The organism is Selenomonas ruminantium AC2024 (assembly GCF_000687995.1).
In the GTDB taxonomy this organism is placed as follows: Bacteria; Bacillota; Negativicutes; order Selenomonadales; family Selenomonadaceae; genus Selenomonas_A; species Selenomonas_A ruminantium_B.
Map to the genome: position 1 here is coordinate 1731242 of NZ_JIAC01000001.1, position 18056 is coordinate 1749297.

Here is an 18056-nt window from a genome sequence, read left to right on the forward strand (position 1 = left end):
CTTTTCTTGTAGATAACGGGAGAGTGAGAGCATGGGTATGACGATGAGCGAGAAGATTCTCGCCAAACATGCAGGGCTGGAGCGCGTGGAAGCGGGACAGCTCGTGACCTGTAAGCTGGATATGGTGCTGGCCAACGATATTACGGCGCCACCGTCCATTAAAATCTTTGAAAGCATAGGCCGTCCGGTCTTTGATAATGAAAAAATTGCTTTGGTGCCCGACCATTTCCAGCCGGCCAAGGATATCAAGTCCGCAGAACTGGCAAAAATCGTGCGGGACTTTGCCGTCAAGCATAAGATTGTGCATTACTTTGAGCAGGGCCGTGTGGGTATTGAACATGTTATCCTGCCGGAACAGGGTATTGTGGCGCCGGGCATGCTGACCATTGGCGCAGATTCCCATACCTGCACCTATGGCGCAGTCAACGGTTTTGCCACGGGCGTGGGCTCCACGGATTTGGGGGCGGCCATGGCCACGGGCGAAGCCTGGTTCAAGGTGCCGCAGGCCATTAAGGTTGAACTTACGGGCTCGAAGCCTGCCGGTATCAGCGGCAAGGATGTTATCCTGACGCTTATCGGTCAGATTGGCGTGGATGGTGCGCTTTATAAGTCGTTGGAATTTGCCGGCGAAGGCGTGAAATCGCTGACCATGACGGACAGGCTTACGATTTCCAATATGGCGATTGAGGCCGGCGGCAAGGCAGGTATCTTCCCCTATGATGAAATCACGGCGGAATATGTCAAAGAACGCGTAAAGAAACCGTTTGAGCCGGTGGCTGCTGATGATGACGCCGTTTACTGTCAGGTCGTGAAAATTGACTTGTCAACTTTGAAACCGGTTGTGGCCTTCCCGCATCTGCCGGGCAATACTAAGCGGGTTGAGGATATCAAAGAGCCGATTGCCATTCAGCAGGTGATTATCGGTTCCTGCACCAATGGCCGTCTGGAAGATTTGCAGATTGCCGCGGAAGTATTCAAGGGCCATAAGGTCGCTGATGGTGTGCGCTGCATTGTGATTCCCGGCAGCCCTGCCGTATATAAAGAAGCCATGAAGCGTGGCTATATTGATACCTTTATCGATGCCGATTGTGCGGTATCCACACCAACTTGCGGGCCGTGCCTGGGCGGTTATATGGGTATTATGGCGGCAGGCGAGAAATGCGTTTCCACCACCAACCGCAATTTCCGTGGCCGCATGGGTCATGTGGATAGTGAAGTTTACTTAGCTGGCCCTCATGTGGCGGCGGCAAGTGCAATCTTGGGCAGAATTGCCACGGCAGAGGAGGTACAGTGATGAAGTTAGAAGGAAAAGTTTGGCGTTATGGGGATAATATTGATACCGACGTCATTATCCCCGCAAGATACTTGAATACTTTTGACCCCAAGGAACTGGCTAGCCACTGCATGGTGGATATTGACGAAAGTTTTGCGGGTAACGTACAGGAAGGCGATATCATGGTCGGCGGCCGCAACTTTGGCTGCGGCTCCTCTCGTGAACATGCACCGGTAGCCATCAAAGCCAGCGGCATTCCCGTGGTCATTGCGGCCAGCTTTGCGCGGATTTTCTACCGCAATGGTATCAATATCGGCCTGCCGCTGCTCGAAATCGGTGATGATGTGGAAAAGATTCACGCTGATGACAAGTTGCAGGTGGATGTGACGACGGGCGAAATCAAGAACTTCACCACGGGTGATGTGTTCCATGCCCATCCTCTGCCGGGCTTTGTGCAGGAGATTGCCGAGGCGGGCGGTCTGATTGAATACATCAAAAAGAAAGGATAAGTGTGGTTACTTATGGCATATAATATTACGGTTATTCCCGGTGACGGCATTGGCAAGGAAATCACCGATGGTGCTGTGGAAGTGCTGAAAGCTGCCGATAAGAAATTCGGTTTGGGACTGAACTTTGCTTACCATGATGCCGGCGGAACGGCTTATGATAAATTCGGCACCCCTCTGCCGCAGGAAACCATTGATGCCTGCAAGGCGTCAGACGGCGTACTGTTCGGCGCTGTGGGCGGCGATAAATGGGATAAGGTAGACCCGGCTAAGCGCCCGGAAAAGGCCATTTTGGGCTTGCGCAAGGAATTGGGGCTTTATGCCAATCTGCGTCCGGTCAAGGTAGCCGATGCCCTGATTGAGTATTCGCCGTTAAAGCCGGAACTCGTGCGCGGGGCAGACCTCGTTATCGTCCGCGAACTTATCGGTGGTATTTACTTCGGTGAGAAGTGCGAATCCGAACAGCATAATGGCGTAGAGCGTGCCTGGGATTTGGAAAATTATTCCGTACCCGAAGTGGAACGCATTGCTAAACTTGCCTTTGAAACGGCGAAACTGCGCCGTGGCAAGGTGACGTCCGTTGACAAGTCAAATGTGCTGGCGACTTCCCGCCTCTGGCGCAGAACGGTCGAAAAAGTAGCTAAAGATTATCCGGAAGTGGTGTGCAACAATCTCTATGTGGATAACTGCGCTATGCAGATTGCCGTAAAGCCGACGCAGTTTGATGTTATCGTGACGGGCAATCTCTTTGGCGATATTCTTTCCGATGAAGCGGCTGTGGTCGGCGGTTCCATCGGCATGCTGCCTTCGGCCTCCATCGGCGAATGTACGAGTCTTTACGAGCCGATTCATGGCAGCGCGCCGGATATTGCGGGCAAGGGCATTGCCAATCCGATTGGCACGATTCTGTCGGCGGCCATGCTGCTCAGGTATTCCCTGCATGAGGAAGCCGCAGCCGATGCCATTGAAGCAGCTGTGGACAAGGCGCTTGCCGAAGGTTATCGCACGCCGGATTTGTGGAAGGACGGCTTTACCAAGGTCAATACTTCTGAAATGACCAAAATCATCAGCGAGAGGGTGTAATTATGAACGGAGCACAGGCAGTCGTAGCATGTTTAAAAGAACAGGGCGTCGATACGGTGTTTGGCTATCCCGGGGGGATGATTCTGCCTTTATACGACGCTTTATATGATAGCAAGGAGATAAAGCAGGTTCTCGTGACCCACGAGCAAAATGCCGCCCACGCCGCTGACGGCTATGCCCGTGCTTCGGGAAAAGTTGGCGTCTGTATCGCAACTTCCGGCCCGGGGGCTACGAACCTTGTGACAGGTCTGGCCACGGCCTTTATGGATTCCATTCCCGTGGTGGCCATTACCGGACAGGTGGACACGGCGCTGCTGGGCCGCGACGCCTTTCAGGAAACGGATATTCTCGACGTGACCATGCCGATTACCAAGCACAACTACAAGGTAAAAGATGCCAAAATTCTGGTGGACACGATAAGAGAAGCCTTTGCCCTGGCAAAAAAAGGCCGTCCCGGCCCGGTGCTTGTGGATGTGCCGCGGGATTTGTTCTTTGAGGAAGTCACCTGGAAGGACGCTGCAGAACAACCGAAAAAAATGGGCAAGCCGGATGCAGATTTCCTGATTTGTGCCGCCGAAGCCGCTCAGGAAATCGTCAAGGCACAGAAACCGGTGGTCATTGTCGGTGGAGGTGTGATTTCTGCTGGAACCACGGCTGAAGTTACAGCTTTTGTGGAAAAGTACCATCTGCCGGTGGCCCATACCCTCATGGGCCTTGGGGCAATCCCCAGAGAACATCCGCAGTCCTTGGGGTTTGCGGGGATGCACGGCGAAAAGGCCGCCAATCACGCCATTGCGGCGGCGGATTTAATCATTGCCATTGGCAGCCGCTTCGGCGACCGCCAGACGGGCAATGTCAAGAAGTACACGCAGGATACGAAATTTATCCATATCGATATTGACCCTGCGGAAATTGATAAGAACATCGGCAACAGCCTGGGGCTGGCTGGCGATATGAAGGTTATTTTGAACCTGTTGATGAAGCAGGAGGCCACGGGGAATCTGGACGAATGGTGGCAGCAGATTCAGGGCTGGCAGGAAACTTATGATTATGACTACCATGTGAACCGGCTGACGGTTCCCTGGGCTTTGCATCAGGTGGCAAAAAACACCAAGGGCAAGCCCTATGCCTTTGCAACTGATGTAGGTCAGCATCAGATGTGGGCGGCTCTGCATTTGCGCATTGAAGAACCGCGCACCTGGCTGACTTCGGGCGGTCTCGGGACGATGGGCTTTGGCCTGCCGGCGGCGATGGGGGCGCAGATGTACTATGGCGCGAGCCGTCGCGTTATCCATGTGGCCGGTGACGGCGGCATCAAGATGACGGGTAATGAGTTTTATACCATCGCCCGCCTGCAGCTGCCGGTGATTTCGCTGATTGTCAACAACACCAGCTTGGGCATGATTCGCCAGTTGCAGAAGGTCATGTATAAGGAAAGATATATCGCCTGTGAATTTGACTATCAGATGGATTATGCCGCCTATGCCGGAAGTTTTGGCATCAAGGCAGAAACGGTTTCCACTCAGGAGGAATTTGCCGAAGCCCTGAACCGAGCTTTGGAGGACAAAGACCATCCGCGGGTCATCGTGCTCAATGTATGGCGCAGCTTCGTAGAGCCTATGATAAAGGGCGGGGCGCGCATTGATGAGTTTGTAGAATTTAAGTAAGTTTCCAAGAGGAGCTTGCCGCTTAATCGGCAGGTTCCTTTTTTACTTGCTTTCCTTGACAGGCGGCTCTTGCTTTTTTAGGCAAAATGATGGAAAATATACATACATGACAAGCGGAGGTACAACAGAGCATGAAAGTAAATTTAAAGGAACTGGCCAAGGCGCTCGCCCAGTCGGACATGCACCAGGGCTATATCGATATTGAAAGCGGCAGAGTCATCCTCATGCAGGATGATTTGGGCGAGGAGGAAGCCCTTAATCATGTCTTTGAGATTGAGGACGATTGGGAGCATTACATTCCGCTGCCCAATGCCGTGGACAGCGAGGAACACAATCTGATGGAAAGTTTCGCCGCTGCCCAGCGGGAGGATGTGAAGGAGCGCCTGCAGGACATTCTGCAGAAGTCTGGCGCCCAGCTCAAATTCCGCCAGCAGATTAAACATCTGCTGTTAAAGCCGGCCTGGGAGAAGTTCCAGCAGGAATACTTCATCAATGTGGCCCGGGACTATTGCGAAGAAAATGATTTGGAGTATGAGGAACAATGACAGTAATGGTACAATGTTACGGGATTTTTTGGCTGATGACTTCCATTGCTTCTTTGAAGATGGTGATGGACCGGCTGGGTTCTGCTGAGGATGATGAAGTGCAGAAGGAACAGCGGGATGAACTGGAAGCCATGGGCAAGATGTTTTCCGGGGAATTTATCAGCCGCATGTTCATCATGATTGGGGCATTGCTGCTGGTCTTTGACTGCGTGGGACTTTTTCTTGCCTATCAGTATGTGGAATTTCGTCCCTGGCAGCTGGCCGTGTTCTATATTTCCATTGCGGCTTTGACCGGGGACCTGGCGCATAATATTTACCGTTACAGGGGCCTGCGGGCGGAAGGTGCCGATGTGTCTGCCATTTTGACAGAAAGCATTGATGACCTGACTTCCGGCTGGAATATCCTGACCTTGATTGCCATTGGTGGCAAATTGATTTTAGGGGTGCTTTTGGTACTTTGGACGGTGTTTCCGTACTAAATTAGTAGGAATTATGGCTGAAATGTGGTATCATATAAGATAGTAAACATATCAGGGGGGATTCTCATGGTTAGTGAAGAAACTATGATGTTTAAGATGGGCGGCGAGGAAAACAAAGCCGAGACGATAATCCGTCAGGCCAGTGCTGCCATGGAAGAAAAGGGCTATAACCCCGTCAATCAGCTGGTAGGCTACCTGCTGTCCGGCGACCCGGCCTATGTGACCAGCTACAAGGAGGCCCGGAGCCTTATCCGCAAGCTGGAACGAGATGAATTGTTGGAGGAACTGGTACGTTCCTATTTGGAGAAACTTAAAGCATGAAACGATATATGTCCTTAGACATTGGTGACCGTACGGTGGGGATTGCCGTAAGTGATTTGCTGGGCCTCACGGCTCAGGGCGTGGAGACCATCCGCCGGGGAGAACTGGAAGATGACCTCAACCGCCTCGATGAACTCATTGCGCAGTACGAAGTGGATGAACTCGTATCCGGTTATCCCAAGAATATGAACGGCACGGAAGGGGAACGCTGCCAGATTGTGAAGGATTTTATGGCAGAGGTTTCCAAGCGTCACCCGGATTTGCCCGTGCATTTCTGGGATGAGCGTCTTTCCACTGTGGCGGCCACCCGTTCTCTTATTGAAGCGGACGTGTCCCGCAAGAAGCGGCGCAAGGTCATCGACAAGATGGCAGCAGTATTTATCTTGCAGGGCTGGCTTGACAGTCTTCATTAAGATAGGATAGAATGAATTATTGAATAAATTATCGAGGTGAATCAAATGGCTAAAAAAGAAGATATGCAGGAAGAAGAAGGCGTTGTTGTTGTCATGACCGATGAGGACGGCAACGAATACTATTACGAGGAAGAAATGATTATCCCCGTAGGCGACGAGAAATATGCTCTCTTAATTGGCATTCATAACGACGAAGATGGTCATGACCACTGCGGTTGTGGCTGTGGCTGCGAAGATGAGGAAGAAGATGTCATCATCGCCAAAATCGTCAAGGGTGCTGACGGCGAAGACGAGTACGTGGAGCCCACCGATGAGGAATTCGAGGCGGTACAGAAAGCCTACGATGCTCTGGTTGAAGAATCGGAACAAGAGTAAATAGGTAGGAACTGCCATTCAGTTTGCGGATGGCAGTTTTTATTTTGCCAAAAAAAGAAGACAGGAGATGTTGGCGTGGGGGATTTGCTTGCCAAAATCGGGGAGTTAAAGGATAAGCTGGGAAAATGGCTGAACGGTGAAGATGTCAGCCTGGGAAATATCAATGACGGCATGAAGAAGGGCACGACTTTTTTCAAGAGCCTGACATGGAAACATTGGACGGCCATAGGGGCCGCTTTTGTGGTGGTTATCGCTTTGGGCGTGTTTTTGTCTTTGGGGACGGCGGATAAGGCGGCGCCCAAGAATCTAGACCCCAATCAGACCATTTTCCTTTCGGTCAAAAAGGGCATGAGTGCCAGTGACATCACCGATGAACTATTGAAGCATGGCATTATCACCAATAAAAAAGCCTTCTGGCTGCAGGTGAAGAAAAGCGATGCGGCTGATAAGTTTAAGACGGGCACCTATGCTTTCAAGCCCAACACGCCGCCGGAGGAAATCATCAATAAGCTGGTGAACGGGGAAACGACCCAGGTTAAGTTCACCATTCCCGAGGGGTTCGGGGTCAAGGAAATCGCCAAGCGCCTTAGTGATGAAGGCTTAGTTGACGAGGATGAGTTTTTGCGCAAGGCCAAGGATTTTGCTCCTTACAGCTATATCAAGCGGGATAAGGATATTCGTTATGCCTGTGAGGGCTTTTTGTTCCCCGATACTTATGTGCTCCATGATGACCCGTCGGTGGATGGCATTTTGAAGATGATGGCCGAGGATATGGATAACCGGCTGACGCCCCAAATGCGGAAGCGGGCGGCGGAGATGAACCTCTCCATCCATGAGCTGATTACGCTGGCCTCGCTGGTGGAAAAGGAAGCCATGTACGAAGAAGACCGGCCCATTATCGCGCAGGTATTTTTCAAGCGGCTGAAAGTGGGTATGCCCATTCAGTCCGACACCACGATTCAGTATCTTCTGGATGCGCCCAAAGAGGATGTGAGCATCAAGGATACGAAGATTGAGTCTCCTTACAATACGTATCAGATTAAAGGCCTGCCCCCCGGACCCATTGCCAGCCCAGGCATGGCAGCTATCGAAGCGGTGCTCTATCCTGCCGATACGGATTATCTCTACTTTGTGGCGGACCGAAAAGGTCATAATCATTACTCAAAAACTTACGCTGAACATCAGCAGATTGTAGAACAGGTTAGATAGCCTTCCCCTTGAGGGGGCGAGAAATCGCGGGAGTCCAGTGGACTCCCAGGGCTGTGTCAGCACGAAGTGCTGACGGATGAGGTGGAAGGAACTTGGACGAATTATTACGGGAGATGGAGGGCTACGCGGCTCTCCATCATGTTCCCATCATCAACGAACGCGGACGGCAGGCCTTCTTGCAGGTTGTGCAGGAGGCAAGGCCCCATCGTGTACTCGAAATCGGCACAGCCATCGGCTATTCAAGCCTCTTAATGGCGCAGTATGGTGCCGCAGATATTGACATCACGACATTAGAGCTCAGTGACGAACGGATAAAGGTGGCACAGGGCTATATTGACCGGTCAGCATACGCTGACCGGATTCATATTATGGGCGGCGACGCGGCGGATAATCTGCTGAAACTGCAAATGACTGGTCAAAAATTTGACTTTGTGTTTATTGACGCGGCGAAAGGTCAGTATGTGGACTATTTCCACAAGATACAGCCAATGCTCGCCGATAAGGCGGTTATTCTGGCTGACAATGTGCTGTTTCGCGGCTATGTCAAAGGCGATGTGCCTACGCCGCGGCGGTTTAAGACCATAGTTAAACGCCTGCGGGAGTATATCGAGCTGGTCAGCCAGCCGCCCTATGTAACGGAAATACTGGAAAACGGCGATGGACTCGCCGTCACGAGGAGATTGGATACATGATAAAGAAACCTGAACTTCTGGCACCTGCCGGGAATTTGGAAAAGATGAAAATGGCAGTTCTCTATGGTGCCGATGCGGTCTACTTAGGCGGCAAGGCCTTTGGCCTGCGTGCCTTTGGCGGCAACTTCACCTATGAGGAACTGAAGGAAGCGGTGGACTTTGCCCATGCTCGAGGCAAGAAGGTATATGTGACGGTCAATATCTTCCCGCATAACAGCGATATGGAAAAACTGCCGGATTATCTGCGCTACTTGCAGGAAATCAACGTAGATGCCCTGCTCGTGGCCGATTTGGGTGTGTTTATGCTCTGTCGCAAGCTGATTCCCAATATGGAACTCCATATCAGCACGCAGGCGAATAACACTAACTGGGCGACGGTCAATGCCTGGAAGGAGTTGGGGGCTAAACGTGTCGTGCTGGCTCGCGAAATGAGCCTCAAGGAAATCCGCGAAATCCGTGAAAAATGCGATGTGGATTTGGAAATGTTTATGCATGGAGCCATGTGTATTTCGTACTCGGGCCGTTGCTTGCTGTCCAATTACTTTACGGGCCGCGATTCCAACCGCGGCAGCTGTGCCCAGTCCTGCCGTTGGAAGTATGCTCTGGTCGAGGAAACTCGTCCGGGCAAATACTTCCCCATTGAAGAAGATGACCGGGGCACGTATATCATGAACTCCAAGGATATGTGTCTGATGCCGCATATTAAGGATGTTATCGAAAGCGGCGTGGACAGCCTCAAAATCGAAGGCCGCATGAAAAGTGTACACTATGCCGCCAGTGTCACGAAAGCGTACCGGCTGGCTATTGACAGCTATTTTGCTGACCCGGAGAATTTCACGGTCAAAAAGGAATGGATGGACGAGCTCGAAAAGGTTTCCCATCGGGCTTATACCACGGGATTCTACTATCATCAGCCCGATGCGGATGACCAGATTTACGGCAAGACGTCCTATGACCAGACTTCGGATTTCGTGGGGCTGGTGCGTTCGTATGACCCCGCAACTGGTTATGCTGTCGTGGAGCAGCGCAACAATATGAAGGTGGGGCAGGAAATTGAAGTCTTCCAGCCGACAGGGCCGCTTTATCGGCAGAAGATAACCTCCATGATTGATAATGAGACGAATGAGGAAATCTCGGTGGCACCGCATCCGCAGCAGATTATACGGATGAAGATGGAACAGCCGGTGGAAGAATATACAATCTTGCGGCGGGATATTGCTAAATAGTACCTTTGAAGGCGCGCGGCGGGGGCAGTTGCCATCGTCCGCTATGGCAGGGCGCTAAACTTGTTTTTTGCCCTTAATTAAGTATCGTGAAAAGCAAAAACTCGCGTTGCTCAAACAGTATGCTTTTCACGATAGGGCAGCGGTATGGCAAAAAACAAGTTCTTAACGCTCCCTGCCAACGCTGCCGCTGCCAACTGCCCCCGCCGCGCTTATTGCCAACATTATTTGTAGGCAATAAACGAAAAGCCTTCCCCTTGAGGGGAAGGGGGACCGCAACGCGGTGGATGAGGTGTTCCCCCATCATAATCTGATGGTTTACATTCGTTTACGAAAATAGTACAATATAGCTTGAGATTTGTAATGTTGCAGCTTGGAGGAGGTAATTATCATGGCAGATTTGGTTCGTTATTTTGGCACGGCAACAGGCCGGGTGCAGGGGGTTGGCTTTCGGATGTTTGTGCAGCAGAATGCAATGAATCTTGGCATCACCGGCTGGGTGAAGAATATGTCCGATGGCACAGTAACCATGGAACTGCAGGGGCCGCAGTCGGCTATTGACCGTTTGGAGGCTATTATCCGCGAGGGTAATTACTTTATCAAGGTGCAGAGTTTTGGCTTGGAAGTTCGTGACGTTGTGGCTATGGAACAGCGTTTTGAAATTCACTACTAAGGGGGCGGACAGATGCACAAAGTATTGGTATTAAATGGGCCGAATCTTAATCTTTTAGGAACGCGTGAGCCGGAGATTTACGGCAGCACCACTTTGCAGGATATAGAAGAAATGCTGCAAAAACGGGGGCAGGAGGCAGGTATCGAAGTTGACTGTTTCCAGTCCAATCATGAGGGTGTGCTGGTGGATAAGATTCAGGCAGCGCGTGGCGTGTATGATTATATTATCTTTAATGCGGCGGCGTTTACTCATTACAGCATTGCCCTGCGGGATGCGATTGCGGCGGTGGAAGTGCCGCTTATCGAGGTGCATATCTCCAATATCCACAAGCGGGAGGAGTTCCGGCATAATTCGGTGTTGGCGCCTGTCGCTATGGGACAGATTTGCGGCTTGGGTGTTGAGAGTTACTTGGCAGCGCTCGAAGCCATTATCTATAAATTGAAGAAATAAGTTTATCAGGAGTTGACCCATTTATGAAGGAAAGTCGTTTGCAGGCGTTACGCGCTGTATTAGCTGAAAAAGGTTTGGACGCAGTAATCATTACGAAGTATGTAAATCTGCATTATTTCAGCGGCTTCCGTGGTGATGATACCACGTTGGTTATTGGTATGAACGATGCCATGCTGATTACGGACAGCCGTTATACGGAGCAGGCTGGTCAGCAGGCGCCGCTTTTTGAGATTGTGGAACAGAAGGATGGTTTGCTGGCTAAGACTGCCGAATGCGTGAAGAAGATTGGCGCCAAGAAAGTTGGCTTTGAAGGCAATGCCATCATTTATGATTACTATGCCAAACTGGGCGAGCTGCTGGACGGCTGTGAATTCAATACGCCGTTGAAGCTTGACACCCTGCGTCAGATTAAGGACGCGGAAGAAATCGCCAATATCCGCAAGGCGTGCGAGATTGTGGATATTGCTTTTGCTGATATGCTGACCTATATCCGTCCGGGTATGACGGAAGTGCAGGCGGCGGCTCATTTGGAAAACTGCATGCGCGAAAACGGCTCCGAAGGCCCATCCTTTACGACCATTATGGCCTCCGGCGTGCGTGGCAGCTTGCCGCATGGCATTGCTACGGACAAGGTCATCAACGAAGGCGAGTTTGTCACCATGGACTTTGGTGCGTTCTTTGGCGGTTATGCCTCCGATATCACGCGTACCATCTGCATGGGCAAGGCGGATGAAAAACAGCGCAAGATTTATAAGGCTGTTTTGGAATCCCAGCTGCTGGGCTTGAGCAAGATTAAGCCGGGCGTATCGGGGAAATCTGTTCACGAAGCGGTGCAGGCAAATCTGGCGAAGTATGACTTGGCGCAGTATTTTGGCCATGGCTTGGGTCATAGCCTTGGTCTGGAAATCCATGAAGAACCGCGTCTCTCGTTAAAGAGCACCTGCGAAGCCCTGCAGCCGGGGATGCTGGTAACGGATGAACCGGGTGTATATCTGCCGGGCTGGGGCGGTCTGCGCATTGAAGATACGGTGCTCGTGACGGAAACGGGTTGTGAGCCTTTGACCAAGGCACCGAAGGAACTTATTGAACTTGGTGTACGTTAAGTGAAAGATTTTCCTATATGGGAGGTTGTTTCCATGAAATTAGCTAAGTTATTTATGGCGCTATTGGTGTTGGCACTTTTTTGCTCGCCCGTAGCTTTGGCTGCAGAGGAACTGCCCGTGCTGTCGGTGGACGGGCAGGGCAGTGCAGCGGTGGTGCCTGACCAGGCGGTGCTGACTTTGGGGGTAACATCCCAGGCCCGCAGTGCCAATCAGGCGCAGGCAGAAAACGCCCAGAAATCCATGGCAATTACGCAGGCCTTGAAGCAGATGGGCGTGGCTGGCGCTGATATCAAGAGTCAGCAGTATTCGTTTCATCCCAACTACAGCAATGCGGAAAAGCGCGGCCGGGAAATCAGCAGCTACACGGCCAGTCATTCCCTGCGGGTCAATATCCGTGACATTGCCAAAGCGGGCAGAATTATTGATGCGGCCTTGAATGCCGGAGCCAATGAAGTTAATTCCCTGCAGTTTTCTCTGAGCAATCAGAGTGCCGCCCGCAAGGAAGCATTAGGTGCTGCTATCGCCGATGCACGGAACAAGGCGGATATCATCGCCCAGGGTCTTGGTCGTCATATCGTCGGCATCAAGAACGTCTCGGAGAGTACGGATTATATAGAAGCCCGTTCCTATGACAGAAATATGCTGTTGGCTTCCAAAGCCGCAGCTACGAATATTGAGCCGGGAACATTGGATTTTAATGCCCGGGTACATATTGAATATCTGTTGAGCAGATAAGTAAAAGCCGTTAAGGTCACCAAGATGAACCTTAACGGCTTTTTTGACATGTCAAATATGCAGGTAATTCATGCACTTCATCGTGAGTTCTTTGGCATCATCATTTTTATGCTGGCCAAGGTAATTCAGCGTGCATACATATAGGAAGGAAGTGATGGGGACGAAGCGGCGTCCCTTGTGGAAGTTTCCCCAGAGCAGCAGTTTTTGATATATTTTTTCTATATCATCATTAGTAATATTGTGCTTCTGCATGACGCGGCGCAGTTTATAATCGTGCTGGCAGTAGGCGTAGATTTCTTCCAGCAGTTCCTTATTTTGCAGGTCATCCCGGTACTTTTCAATCAGGTGGCTGTTCATGTTGGAACGGCGCAGGCTATGGCGCATTTCCAGCAGGAAGATAATGGATAATATAGCTATCAGCAGAATAAAAAAGTATGACATGGCTATCACCTCGTTAATTTCTCTATATGCTAGTTTAGCACAGCTCAGGGGAAAATACGAGGGTTTGACAACACGAAAGAAAACTGTTATGATTACTGACATCTCGTTTTCTGTGGGAGGAAAACGGGTTGGGATAAAATATAATTTTTTTACTGTAAGGTTTTAGGGATTAGTAAGGAGAGTTTTAACAATGAAAAATCTTGAATGGTGTGACCTGGCTGAGCGTTTCTATGCTTTTAAGACGGTAGCTGACCGTCTGGGCTTCTATGTACCGGAAACTGCTGGTATGGAAGCAAGCCTTTACGAGTGCCGTCCCTTCGTGGCAGATGCTGAAGTAGCAGGCAAGATTCGCACGCTGAACGAAGGCAAGGCCCTGAACATCGATTTCAGCGAGCTGATGGGCGCTGAATCGCCGGTTTACGACGACAACGACGAGCTGGCTCACGCTTAATTCATATTCATTTCGCTTCACTATGGATAAGGGACGCAATGTGTGGTATAATTCATACGTTGCGTCCTTTTTTATATTTAAGATAGGATAGCAGATTATTTGTGGCACGGCTGGGCTGTGCCTGTGATATATAGGCGGTGTTTCTCATTAGTAAGCAGGAAGTAACAACTGAAAATAAATCCAGCAAGGGAGAGTCCTTTCTGAAAGGAACCTTTATCCTGACGGTGGCGGGCTTTGTGGTCAAGGTCATCGGCTCCTTGAACTGGATTTTTGTTTCCCGAATCTTGGGCGGTGAAGGTATCGGTCTTTACCAGATGGCGTTTCCGATTTATTTCTTCGCCATGACGGTTTCCCAGGCCGGTGTGCCGGTGGCTATCTCCATCATCACGGCGGAGCGGGTGGCCTTAAAGGATATTTACGGGGCCAAGCGGGTGTTCCATATCTCTATGGCACTGATGCTCGTGACGGGCCTGTTCTTCTCTTTCATGACCTATTTTGCGGCGGACTGGCTCATTGACTGGCAGTTTGTCCGCGATGCCCGAGCGTATAAGTCCATTGTGGTGCTGGCACCGACGGTGTTCTTCGTGACCTTTTTGGCCAGCTCCCGCGGTTACTTGCAGGGCTGGCAGCGTATGACCCCGACGGCTGTTTCGCAGATTGTGGAGCAGATTTTCCGGGTTATCACCATGATTCTTTTGGCAGAACTCTTGCTGCCCTGGGGACTTGACTACGCGTCTGCCGGTGCATCCTTAGGTGCTTTGGCCGGTGCAGTGACTGGTCTTATGGTGCTCATATATTACCATTGGAAGCTGGACAAGGATATTGAGCGGGATTACGGTTCCAATTTGCAGCCCTTGCCGGGAACGGAAGCGGAGTCTGCTTGGTCCATCATCAAGCGCATCTTCAAGCTGTCCCTGCCGGTATCGGCGGCCAGCATCATGCTGCCGGTGGTATCCAATCTGGACCTTATGATTGTGCCGCAGCGCTTGGAAGTGGCTGGCTACAGCGTCAATGAAGCTACCGAGCTCTTCGGTTATCTGACTGGTATGGCGGTGCCCTTGGTCAATCTGTCCTGTATCATCACGGCTTCTATGGCCATGAGCATCGTGCCAGCCATTTCGGAGGCGCGGGCGCTTAAAGACATGAAGCGCGTATATAATCAGACGGCGGCTTCGGTGCGTATTTCGAACTTCGTCTGCTTCCCGGCTTTTGTCATCGTCTTTGTGCTGGCTACGCCGATTTCCGCCCTTATCTACAATGCGCCGGGCGCTGGCCCGGCGGTTATGATTTCGGCCGTGAGCATTATCCTCTTGGGCCTGCATCAGGTGTCTACGGGCATCCTGCAGGGGCTTGGTCATCCGACCATCCCCATGGTCAATATGATTCTGGCGGCTGTGGCTAAGGTCGTTCTCAACTGGGAACTTACGGCTATTCCCTGGCTGGGCATCATGGGTGCAGCCTGGGCAACGGCGGCGGATATGGGTGTTGCCGCCATCATCAATCTGATTTTCATCTATAAGTTTATCGGTTATCGCATGGAGATTCCTCAGCTCTTAAAGACCATCGTAGCAGCTGCAATCATGGCGGTAGCGGTCTACTTCTTCTATGATTTCACCATGGCCTGGTGGCAGATGGGAGCTATTTCCACCTTTGGCGCTGTGTTCTTCGGCTGTGCGGTCTACATTGCCGTAATGCTCATTATCGGCGGCCTTAAAGAGGACGATTTGCAGCGCATGCCTATGATTGGCCGTGTGGGCATCAAGTTCCTGCGCAAGATTGGCGTGTTCAAGGCAGAGGAAAAACAGGAGGCGTAAACATTGCAAAAGCTGGTGCTGTTTTATAACCCGGTTTCCGGGCATGCAGCTTTCAAGAATAAACTGGACTGGATTGTGGAAGCCTTTCAGCGGCGGGGCATCCTGCTCTTGCTCTATCGCACAAAGCGGGAAGGCAATGAAGATTTTGTGGAATTCCTGCGGGAAGTAAAACCTGAAGGGGTACTGGCTGCAGGCGGCGATGGCACCGTGCATGAATGTGTCAACCTGCTGGTGAAAAACAACATTGACCTGCCTATGGGCATTATCGGCAGCGGTACCTCCAACGATTTTGCCACCTATCTGCAAATCAATGAGGATATGGAAGCCTACTTTGATAAGATTGCCGCAGGCTCCTGCCACCGCATGGATGTGGGCAAGGTCGGGGACAAGTACTTTATCAACGTAGCCAGCGCCGGCATGATGACCTCCATTGCTCATGAAGTGGACAGACGCCTCAAGAATGCTTTGGGCAAGATGGCCTATTATCTTAAGGGGATTGGCGAAATTCCCAAGTTCCGGGCTGTGCCCCTGACCATTACCGCGGATGGCGAAAAGCATGAGCTTGAAGCCTTCCTCTTTGTCGTCATTAACAGCGGCGTGGTAGGAAGTATGAAAAACGTGGCCGAGAAGCTCGCGGTGGATGATGGCAAGCTGGACCTGCTGGCCATTAAGAAATGCGGCGTGCATAAACTCATGGCCGTTACAGCGGATTTGGTGGCCGGTAAGCCCGTGTCGGAAAAGGACTGCGTTCTGCACCTGCAGGCCCGGAATTTCCAGATTGAAACAACGGGCGAACTCCAGAGCGATTTGGATGGAGAAGTGGGGCCCATGCTGCCTTTGCATATTGAAACCATTCCTAAGGCTATTGCGATTTATTGCTAAGATTGCGGGAAAACGCGATTAACCACTAGCGGAACGGCTAAAAATGGTGTACAATAAGAAAGGTGCGATTTTTCGCGAAATTTTATATGGGTGGAGGGAAACAATCCATGAAAAAAATTGTTCAAATGTTGCTCGTTGTCTGCATGGTTGTGCTCAGTGCTCAGGTAGCCTTTGCAAATGCTGACAAGGTAACTATGCAGGAAGGTGCTGATATTACCTCGGTAAAACGCATTGCAGTGGCTGCACCGCTGTATGCGCCGGTGGACGAAAAGGCTCCCAACAAGGAAATGCTGACGCAGATTGTGTCGGATGCCAGCCGGGTATCCCGCAGCTATGTAATTTCCTATGATGCTGTAGCTGAAGGGATTAAGACGGCTACCAATGTAGACATCAAAGCTCTTGACCGCCGTCAGGCTGCTAAGACTTATAAGGAAAACGTGGCTAACTATGCCGATGCATATGTTGTGCTGACGGTGGCTAACAACAGCCGCACGACCTTCTTCTTTGATGTATTCAAAGCTGGCAGCAACGAACTTCTCTATACCTATGAGATTATTGCCAACAAGGGTGAACCCGATTCGGTGGCAACGTTCAACAACCTCGCAGAACAGTTCTACAAACACTTTGACCGTTCTGCTGATGAACAGCTCAAAAACAAAAACAAAAAGAAATAAAATAAAGGAGACAGGCTCCCTGTGAAAGGGGGTCCTGTCTCCTTTTTCTTATGCGAAAAGCAGTTTATTGGGCAGGTTTTGCCAGATAGATGGGCTTGATTTTGGCTGACTCGGCGGTGGCTTCGTCAATATAACCATAACGCACCATGGCATCAATCACCACAAATTGCCGCTTCTTGGCCAGCATAAAGTCTACATAAGGTGAATAAAGAGAGGGTGCGTTGGGCGTGCCGGCCAGCATGGCAGCTTCCGGCAGTTTCAGCTCGCTGGGCTTCTTGTCAAAATACCCTCGGGCAGCGGGGCCGATGCCGTAGTAGTTGGAACCATAGTAAATGGTGTTGAGGTAGAGCTCCAAAATCTCGCTCTTGCTGTAGTTGGCTTCCATATCCAATGAGAGCAAAAGTTCTTCTGCTTTGCGGCCGAAGGATTGCTCATGGGAGAGAAAGAGGTTCTTGACCAGCTGCTGGGTGATGGTGCTGGCTCCTTCGGTGACTTCACCGTATTGGAGATTGACGAGGGTGGCTCGCATGATGCCCTGCACATCAAAACCGTAGTGACTGTAAAAGCGGTTGTCTTCCACGGCGATGATGGCGTTCTGCATATCCTCGGGAATATCCCGGAGCTTTACATAATGTTCCTTGTCGATACGGGCATCTACTGCACGCTTGAGGAAAAGGATGCGGCTGAGCCGGTCGATGGTCGATATTTCCTTGGGGCTGTCATCTTGCTGATTGGCAGGCTGAATGGCTTCGAGCTTTGGCAGAAACTCACCGACATTCTGCCAGGTGCGGGGCGAAAAGAAAGAAGTGCCGCCCGCCAGAAAGAAGGCGATAAAGAAGACCAGGCCTAGAAAGAAGATGAAGCGGAATAATTTTCTGTAAATTCGTCGTTTTTTATGTTTTTTCATAATAGGCTCCTTAAATAATAGCTTATTCAATTATATCATGTTTTTTTATGAATAGGGGTTGCAATTTTATGCAACATAGATGTATAATTATAAACATAGTTTACAGAGTACAGTTGACATGTCAAATCTGACGGACGATA

Annotated in this window: 22 protein-coding genes; 20 read left to right on the plus strand and 2 right to left on the minus strand. The window is 50.8% G+C overall.

Translation table 11 applies throughout. The annotated features are described in order from the left end of the window. The first annotated feature begins 31 nt into the window (after positions 1 to 31). The 16 genes from leuC to P157_RS0108230 all read left to right on the plus strand — a co-directional run bounded on the left by leuC (position 32) and on the right by P157_RS0108230 (position 12747). Positions 32 to 1294, plus strand: a complete 1263-nt coding sequence (leuC, locus tag P157_RS0108155) for a 3-isopropylmalate dehydratase large subunit (RefSeq protein WP_026760567.1) — start codon at positions 32 to 34, stop codon at positions 1292 to 1294. Continuing rightward, positions 1294 to 1782 carry a 3-isopropylmalate dehydratase small subunit gene (locus P157_RS0108160; protein ID WP_026760568.1) on the plus strand — a complete coding sequence of 163 codons (489 nt, stop codon included), beginning with the start codon at positions 1294 to 1296 and terminating at the stop codon, positions 1780 to 1782. The genes leuC and P157_RS0108160 overlap by 1 nt, the downstream gene beginning before the upstream one ends. A gap of 12 nt (positions 1783 to 1794) precedes the next feature. Continuing rightward, on the plus strand, positions 1795 to 2862 hold the full coding sequence (leuB, locus tag P157_RS0108165; RefSeq protein WP_026760569.1) for a 3-isopropylmalate dehydrogenase: 1068 nt from the start codon (positions 1795 to 1797) through the stop codon (positions 2860 to 2862). 2 nt (positions 2863 to 2864) lie between these two features. After that, entirely contained in the window at positions 2865 to 4529 is a 1665-nt protein-coding gene (gene ilvB / locus P157_RS0108170) for a biosynthetic-type acetolactate synthase large subunit (RefSeq protein ID WP_026760570.1), read from the plus strand. A 131-nt stretch (positions 4530 to 4660) separates the two neighbouring features. Further along, complete coding sequence (locus P157_RS0108175) at positions 4661 to 5074, plus strand: UPF0158 family protein (RefSeq protein ID WP_026760571.1); 414 nt, start codon at positions 4661 to 4663, stop codon at positions 5072 to 5074. Next, positions 5071 to 5553, plus strand: a complete 483-nt coding sequence (locus P157_RS0108180) for a hypothetical protein (protein WP_026760572.1) — start codon at positions 5071 to 5073, stop codon at positions 5551 to 5553. The genes P157_RS0108175 and P157_RS0108180 overlap by 4 nt, the downstream gene beginning before the upstream one ends. 66 nt (positions 5554 to 5619) lie before the next feature. Then, positions 5620 to 5874, plus strand: coding sequence for an IreB family regulatory phosphoprotein (locus P157_RS0108185; RefSeq protein WP_026760573.1), 255 nt, complete (start codon positions 5620 to 5622; stop codon positions 5872 to 5874). Continuing rightward, a complete protein-coding gene (gene ruvX, locus P157_RS0108190; protein WP_026760574.1) occupies positions 5871 to 6287 on the plus strand; it encodes a Holliday junction resolvase RuvX in 417 nt (138 codons plus the stop codon). Before P157_RS0108185 ends, ruvX begins: the two co-directional genes overlap by 4 nt. A gap of 45 nt (positions 6288 to 6332) precedes the next feature. Then, positions 6333 to 6662 carry a DUF1292 domain-containing protein gene (locus tag P157_RS0108195; RefSeq protein WP_026760575.1) on the plus strand — a complete coding sequence of 110 codons (330 nt, stop codon included), beginning with the start codon at positions 6333 to 6335 and terminating at the stop codon, positions 6660 to 6662. 75 nt (positions 6663 to 6737) lie between these two features. Next, entirely contained in the window at positions 6738 to 7871 is a 1134-nt protein-coding gene (gene mltG, locus P157_RS0108200) for an endolytic transglycosylase MltG (protein ID WP_026760576.1), read from the plus strand. A 92-nt stretch (positions 7872 to 7963) separates the two neighbouring features. Next, the gene (locus P157_RS0108205; protein WP_026760577.1) at positions 7964 to 8563 is read left to right on the plus strand and encodes an O-methyltransferase; all 600 of its coding nucleotides are present in this window, start codon (positions 7964 to 7966) and stop codon (positions 8561 to 8563) included. After that, positions 8560 to 9789, plus strand: a complete 1230-nt coding sequence (locus tag P157_RS0108210; protein WP_026760578.1) for a peptidase U32 family protein — start codon at positions 8560 to 8562, stop codon at positions 9787 to 9789. The genes P157_RS0108205 and P157_RS0108210 overlap by 4 nt, the downstream gene beginning before the upstream one ends. 388 nt (positions 9790 to 10177) lie before the next feature. After that, positions 10178 to 10459 (plus strand): acylphosphatase, encoded by a 282-nt coding sequence (locus P157_RS0108215; protein ID WP_026760579.1) that lies wholly within the window; start codon positions 10178 to 10180, stop codon positions 10457 to 10459. 12 nt (positions 10460 to 10471) lie between these two features. After that, positions 10472 to 10909: a type II 3-dehydroquinate dehydratase gene (gene aroQ / locus P157_RS0108220; protein ID WP_026760580.1), complete on the plus strand. Its 438-nt coding sequence runs from the start codon at positions 10472 to 10474 to the stop codon at positions 10907 to 10909. Positions 10910 to 10932: 23 nt separating this feature from the next. Beyond that, complete coding sequence (locus tag P157_RS0108225; RefSeq protein ID WP_026760581.1) at positions 10933 to 12012, plus strand: M24 family metallopeptidase; 1080 nt, start codon at positions 10933 to 10935, stop codon at positions 12010 to 12012. Positions 12013 to 12045: 33 nt separating this feature from the next. Next, complete coding sequence (locus P157_RS0108230) at positions 12046 to 12747, plus strand: SIMPL domain-containing protein (protein WP_026760582.1); 702 nt, start codon at positions 12046 to 12048, stop codon at positions 12745 to 12747. A 51-nt stretch (positions 12748 to 12798) separates the two neighbouring features. On the opposite strand, the gene P157_RS0108235 is transcribed toward P157_RS0108230, so the two are convergent. Continuing rightward, a complete protein-coding gene (locus P157_RS0108235; protein WP_026760583.1) occupies positions 12799 to 13188 on the minus strand; it encodes a hypothetical protein in 390 nt (129 codons plus the stop codon). Between the two features lie 190 nt (positions 13189 to 13378). Between P157_RS0108235 and P157_RS0108240 the strand changes: the two genes are divergently transcribed. From P157_RS0108240 to P157_RS0108255, 4 genes are all read left to right on the plus strand, one after another. Continuing rightward, positions 13379 to 13639 carry a hypothetical protein gene (locus P157_RS0108240; RefSeq protein WP_026760584.1) on the plus strand — a complete coding sequence of 87 codons (261 nt, stop codon included), beginning with the start codon at positions 13379 to 13381 and terminating at the stop codon, positions 13637 to 13639. A 137-nt stretch (positions 13640 to 13776) separates the two neighbouring features. After that, positions 13777 to 15453 (plus strand): putative polysaccharide biosynthesis protein, encoded by a 1677-nt coding sequence (locus P157_RS0108245; protein WP_026760585.1) that lies wholly within the window; start codon positions 13777 to 13779, stop codon positions 15451 to 15453. A gap of 3 nt (positions 15454 to 15456) precedes the next feature. After that, a complete protein-coding gene (locus tag P157_RS0108250) occupies positions 15457 to 16335 on the plus strand; it encodes a diacylglycerol/lipid kinase family protein (RefSeq protein WP_026760586.1) in 879 nt (292 codons plus the stop codon). 107 nt (positions 16336 to 16442) lie between these two features. Continuing rightward, the gene (locus P157_RS0108255) at positions 16443 to 17009 is read left to right on the plus strand and encodes a hypothetical protein (RefSeq protein WP_026760587.1); all 567 of its coding nucleotides are present in this window, start codon (positions 16443 to 16445) and stop codon (positions 17007 to 17009) included. Between the two features lie 64 nt (positions 17010 to 17073). Here P157_RS0108255 and P157_RS0108260 read toward each other — a convergent pair whose 3' ends face one another. Then, entirely contained in the window at positions 17074 to 17916 is an 843-nt protein-coding gene (locus tag P157_RS0108260; protein WP_026760588.1) for a transglycosylase domain-containing protein, read from the minus strand. Positions 17917 to 18056: the final 140 nt, after the last annotated feature.